The organism is Bradyrhizobium sp. PRIMUS42 (genome assembly GCF_023006515.1).
Lineage (GTDB): Bacteria > Pseudomonadota > Alphaproteobacteria > Rhizobiales > Xanthobacteraceae > Bradyrhizobium.
In genome coordinates this window covers 1-5,412 of the sequence record NZ_JALBGZ010000446.1, presented here as the reverse complement: position 1 = coordinate 5,412, position 5,412 = coordinate 1, and the positions used below count along the sequence as shown (strand labels likewise).

5 protein-coding genes and 1 pseudogene are annotated in these 5,412 nt (G+C 63.1%); 3 read left to right on the top strand and 3 right to left on the bottom strand.

Translation table 11 applies throughout. The features are described from left to right. The first annotated feature begins 91 nt into the window (after window positions 1-91). Window positions 92-817, top strand: a complete 726-nt coding sequence (locus MOV75_RS26185) for a hypothetical protein (protein ID WP_247006850.1) — start codon at window positions 92-94, stop codon at window positions 815-817. 1 nt (window position 818) lies between these two features. On the opposite strand, the gene MOV75_RS26180 is transcribed toward MOV75_RS26185, so the two are convergent. From MOV75_RS26180 to MOV75_RS26170, 3 genes are all read right to left on the bottom strand, one after another. Beyond that, a complete protein-coding gene (locus MOV75_RS26180; RefSeq protein ID WP_246930509.1) occupies window positions 819-1,502 on the bottom strand; it encodes a class I SAM-dependent methyltransferase in 684 nt (227 codons plus the stop codon). Window positions 1,503-1,510: 8 nt separating this feature from the next. Then, window positions 1,511-2,506 (bottom strand): glycosyltransferase family 2 protein, encoded by a 996-nt coding sequence (locus MOV75_RS26175; RefSeq protein ID WP_247006849.1) that lies wholly within the window; start codon window positions 2,504-2,506, stop codon window positions 1,511-1,513. A 200-nt stretch (window positions 2,507-2,706) separates the two neighbouring features. Further along, window positions 2,707-4,197, bottom strand: coding sequence for a hypothetical protein (locus MOV75_RS26170; RefSeq protein ID WP_247006848.1), 1,491 nt, complete (start codon window positions 4,195-4,197; stop codon window positions 2,707-2,709). Between the two features lie 417 nt (window positions 4,198-4,614). Between MOV75_RS26170 and MOV75_RS26165 the strand changes: the two genes are divergently transcribed. Both MOV75_RS26165 and MOV75_RS26160 read left to right on the top strand, forming a co-directional pair. After that, window positions 4,615-4,779 carry a Flp family type IVb pilin gene (locus MOV75_RS26165; RefSeq protein ID WP_027545569.1) on the top strand — a complete coding sequence of 55 codons (165 nt, stop codon included), beginning with the start codon at window positions 4,615-4,617 and terminating at the stop codon, window positions 4,777-4,779. Window positions 4,780-5,286: 507 nt separating this feature from the next. Further along, a pseudogene (locus MOV75_RS26160) lies at window positions 5,287-5,412 on the top strand (TetR/AcrR family transcriptional regulator); the annotation flags it as partial.

The window sequence follows — 5,412 nt, the reverse complement described above, 5'->3', positions numbered from 1 at the left end:
AAAGGTTCCCCAGGCATTTGAGGCCGTTTCCACCCCGAATCGACACGCAACTGAGTACGCCGGGACCTCATCCGTTTTATGACTGGTTATGATGCCGCTGACGACGCTCGGCCTCGGCTCCGCGCTCGCCTGGATCGCGGAATGGCGGCCGCAGGATTTCAGCCATATCGGCGGTTTCGAATTGCTGCTGCTGGCTGGCATCTTTGCGCTGTCGCGCGGCGTGACGCTGCCGGTCGTACGGACGTTGGTGGTAATCGGCTTGCTCCATTTCGCACTGGCGCAGGTCCGCAATGCGGATCTGCTGGCCATGCTGGCGCCGCTCTATCTGGCGGCCCCCTTAGGCCAAAAGTTCGGCAAGCGGACCGCGGACGATGCGGAGGGCTGGTCTCGCGGCCTGAATCTGGCGGCGTTCGGTGTCTTGATCGCAATGAGCGGCGCGGCGCTGGCGCGCGACATACGGCCGGCTTCCAATATCACCCCCCAGGCTGCGATCGCTCAAGCCGACCTCGCCAAGACGGGGCGCATCCTCAACGATTACTCGTTCGGCGGCTATTTGATCTTTGCCGGCATTCCCACCTTTGTCGATGGTCGCGGCGAACTATACGGAGGGCCGTTCATCGACCGCTATAATCGTGCCCTGGCGCTGGTTGACCTCGCAGATTTTCTCAAGCTGCTCGACGAATACGACATCGGCGCGACGCTGCTCGCGCCGCGGACACCGGCGGTCGCGATGCTGGATCGGCTGCCCCAGTGGCAACGCGTTTACGGCGACGATGTGGCCGTCGTGCACAAGCGGCGTGATACGCCGCCAAGATAAGTCAGGCGGTCCCGAAGGCCGCGTACTGACCTCCGAGCGACACGCCGCCCAGGGCATGTTCGAGGCGACGCGCCGGTTTGGTGTCCCAGGGGAGCAGCAGGAAATGGCGGGCGCCGATCTCGCGCAAGCCGCCAGCGGCCATCAACTTTCGCGTCGTGCCGGCGCCGAGCAAGACGGCGTCCCGGTCGAATTCACAGCGCGAGACGGCAAGGCGTGTCAGCGGATTGTACGGATTGTGCTCGATCACGCAGACGAGTCCCCCCGGCCGCACCACCCGCCGCATCTCGGCGATGAAATGCATCCATTCGGTCGGCACGATATGGTGCATCACGCAGATGGCCGTGACCAGATCGAAGCTGGCGTCGTCGAAGGGAAAAGTGCGTCCGTCAAACTCGCGGTAGTCGACCCCGCCGTTGACCGCGCGGGCCTGCGCCAGGCTGGCCGAAGAGACGTCGATGCCGCTCAAGCGACCGACCATGCCGTGCAGCAGGGGATGAAGGCTGCCGACGCCGCAGCCGACGTCCAGCATGTCGGGCCTCACCGCGTCCAGCCGCTGCGCGATCAGATCGCGCAACAGATCCGCCTTGGCGCGCATGAAGAAATGATGCGGCAAGCCGGAGAAGTCGATCGAGGATTGGACAACATCGCGGTAGTTGTCGTGATAACCGTCGAAGAGCTCAGTCATGCGGCGGGTCACTCGTTGACGGCGCGGATCGCGGGTGCTGCCGCCGCCTCGTTGCGATCGAAGCCGGCGCGCGTCTGCACCACATAGAGCGGGCGGCGCTTCACCTCGGCATGAATGCGGCCGACATAGAGTCCCACGATACCGGTCATCAGCATGTTGATTCCACACAGCAGGGATATGACGACGATTGTCGATGACCAGCCGGTCACGAGATGGCTGTCCTGGCTGAGCCACAACAGGATCACCCAGCCGCCGTAAAGCAGGGCCAGTCCCGAGACCGTCAATCCGCACCAGATTGCAAGCCGCAAGGGAAGATCGGAAAAGCCGAGCGCGGCGTTCATCGCGAGCCGCACCATCTTGAACAGCGGATACTTGGTTTCGCCCGCTGCGCGCTCGAGGCGGTGGAAGGCGACCTCGGCCTGCCGGAAACCAAGCCAGGCGATCATGCCGCGTACGAAGCGATCCTGCTCCGGCATCTGCCGAAGTGCCTCCAACACCTTGCGATCGATCAGGCGGAAGTCGCCGACATCGGCGGGGATGCCGACAGAGGACATCCTGCCGAGAAGCCGATAGAATAGGTGCGCCGTCGCACGTTTGAATCGACTTTCGCCCTCGCGCGACAGGCGGCGGGCATGGACGATGTCGTTGCCCTCCTTCCACTTCGCGATCAATTGCTCGATCACTTCGGGCGGGTCCTGCAGATCGGCATCCATGACGATGATCGCGTCACCCGCCGTCGCGTCCATGCCGGCGGTGATGGCGATCTGATGGCCGAAGTTTCGCGACAGGCCGATATAGCGAAAGCGCAGATCGCGCGCGGCGAGCGCCCGTAGCACGATCGAGCTGGAATCGCTGCTGCCGTCGTCGACGAAGATCGCTTCCGCCGGTCCGTCCAGCTGGGACATGACCAGATCGAGCCGGCGCAACAGGACCGGCAGCACGGCTTCCTCGTTGAACACGGGGATGACGAGGCTGTAGCGGATCGGTCTGGAATTGGCCGCCATGCGAAGGATTCCGACTGGGGTTGCAGGGGCGGAAGTCTATGAGACGGCGGTTAAGGTCGCCTTGCCGCAACCGTTAAGGATCTAAGGCGCTGCATTACTGGGGGCGGACAGAATGAGGACGATGGAGGGAGCCCGACCAGTGTGGTGATGCGCGGTTAACCATGCTTCTGCAGCCGAGGGGTCGCCTATGGCAGCGATCCTCACTTCGAAGGCGCCGCGGCGGCAATGTCTGCGGGGGCGCGCACATGGATCACGGCGATGTCGTCCGCATAGATCCGCTTCCAGCCCTTGAGCTGGTCGAGGATCTGCGGGCCCGGCGCATCGGCCACCAGAAGGGTCGCGTCGATCTTGTACTCATCGAGCAGGCGCGGCAGCAGCTCGGGCTTCCTGCCCTCCGTCGCCTTGAAGAAGTCCATGACGAATTTCTCGCCATAGAGCTCGGCGCGGCCGTCGACGAAGACCGGAATGTCGCGCGAGATCAGATAGCCGCCGAACTGGTAGGCGTTGAAGATGCGCTGCACCTTGCGTTGCGCGAGCAGGTCGACCGCCGCAACCGGCGTCTGCGTCATTGTGAAGGTGAAGCGGTGGTGCCCCATGTAGAGCGACGTCGAGGTCCAGCTTGCCGCCACGATCATCAGCGCGCCGAGCGCGGTGACATAGCGGGCCGGCCAGCGGTCGGTACCAGTGTCGTCAGGCGTCGCGCGCGGGAACATCTCGCCGAGCGGCTTTGCCAGCACCAGCGGCACCAGGAACGCAAATGCCTCGATGCTCCTGACATGGGTCAGCGCGCTCCAGGTCAGGAACAAGATCAGGAAGATCCGGGGCGCCGACAGCACCAGGCCGCGATAATAGCCGAATGCGATCAGGCCGAGCAGGGCGCCTTCGAAGGAGGTGAAGGTGGCGAAGTTCGCCGGCATCCATTCGAAGATCAGCGACAGCAGCTCGCCAAGGCCGAGAATGTTGGTCGCGCCCTGCAGCGTCCGCCAGCCATAGGGCGTGCAGCAGCTTGCGACCAGCGCGCCGATTCCGAACAGCACCCAACGCATGAACAGTCGAAGTCGTTGTCCCTTCTCGGCATGCTCGACCGCCTCGAGCGAGATCGGGCCGATCAGCGCCAAGCCCAGCACGAAGCCGCCGTGCAAATTGGCCCAGAGCGCCATCAGCGGCAGCCAGGTCCAGGACGGCGCGCGCCTGCGGTCGGCAGCTCCCATCAGCAGGCCGCACCACGCCACCAGGAGGGGCAGCGCCAGGATATGCGGCCGTGCCAGCACGTGATGGATCGATAGCAGCAGCGCCAGCATCGCGAACAGCACGGCGCGCGGGGCCCCGATCTGCGCGTCGAGCAGGTAGACGAAGATTGCGAGCGTCAGCGCAACCGCGACCGCCGTGAGGATGACGGGACCTGCCCAGCCCCATTGCGCATGGGAGAAGGCGAACAGCACCTGCGACAGCCATGAGGTCGAAATCCACGGCGCGCCGGTTCGCGTGAAGGAATAGAAGTCGGTGGTGGGCATGGCGCCGTGATCGAGGATCCATTGCCCGATCTTGATCTGCCAGAACGAGTCGGAATCCTGAAGCAGCGTGTCGCCGAGAAAGAGGTAGAACAGGTAGGCTCCGGCGCCGACGCATAGCGGCACCAGGGCCCTCGCGCGGCTCTGCACCGCGATGCTGTTGGCAGAGGAAAGGGACATGCCGCCTCGTCGTCCTGTTGTTCTTGTCGTCGAGCACGATCCGGACCCGGAGGGCCGCGTTAGCGCAAAGTAGGTCGCGGCTTTTCCGAGAAGATCGCGCCCAACAATAACCCGAAGCGCGATGAACCATTCGTCTCGACGCGTTTCGGTCCGAGCGGTCGGCATTGGATCACGGCGGGTCATAACTTCGGGTAAACCGGCCGCGCCAGGCCGGTTTCATGTCCCGACAATTTAACGGATTATTTTAGATTTCGATTTACCATCGGCGAATACACGCAACCCGCCCAGTGTTTACGCAGTCGAATTAACTGCGGCGCAATTCTTTGCCCCTACGTTCGGTTTCATGGTCGGGCGGCGCTGGGAAGCCGAAAAGACCGGATCAGTTGTAAGCCTCGTGTACTCATTTGGAGCACTTCTATGAAGAACCTCGTTGCGCGTTTCGTGAAGGATGAATCCGGCGCCACCGCCATTGAATACGGCCTGATCGCTGCCGGCATCGCGCTGGCCATCATCACCGTGGTCAACAACCTCGGCACCACGCTGAACACCAAGTTCACCTCGATCTCGACCAGCCTGAAGTAAGGCCGGACGAACCAGAGATTTCCGAGAGCCCCGTCCTCGACGGGGCTCTTTTCTTTTGGTCGGCGATTTCAGTTCGGAGATGGGCAGAGCTCCGTCATGGCTTGAAGACCGAAGGCGGAGCCCACCATCGAGACTTCGGGATATTGAAAATTCCTCGTGGGCACGGCGCATGGCTGCGACAGGAAGCCAGTTCAGATTGAAGAGCTGCCAGGCGGTCCGGGCGTCCGAGTCGATCATGCTGGACCGAGGAGGGATCGCAGTACTCCGGTACAGTCGCCGGGCTGCTTTTAAGATCGCGGTAACAATTGCGGTTAGCCGTCTACCAACCGGCTCTGCGCATTTGAGCGAATCTGTCTCGCCGCTTTGAGATATGACGCTTCGCGCAAATGCATCTTGTCATCCCTCCTGAATAGTTGTTCAGTCCTTGCGGGGCGATTTGCAATTACTGCAGTGACGAAGCGTTCGGCCGCAGGGCGTGCGGCAGGCGTGTGGGACAGGAAGCGCGCCATGGTTTATCGGCGGACGCATCAAGTGGTGAAGCGCCTCGCGGCGCGGCGCAGCGCGATTCTGACGGCGGCGCGGGAGACGGCGGCGGAAGGCGGGATGGCGGCGGTGCAGATCGCGCCGGTTGCG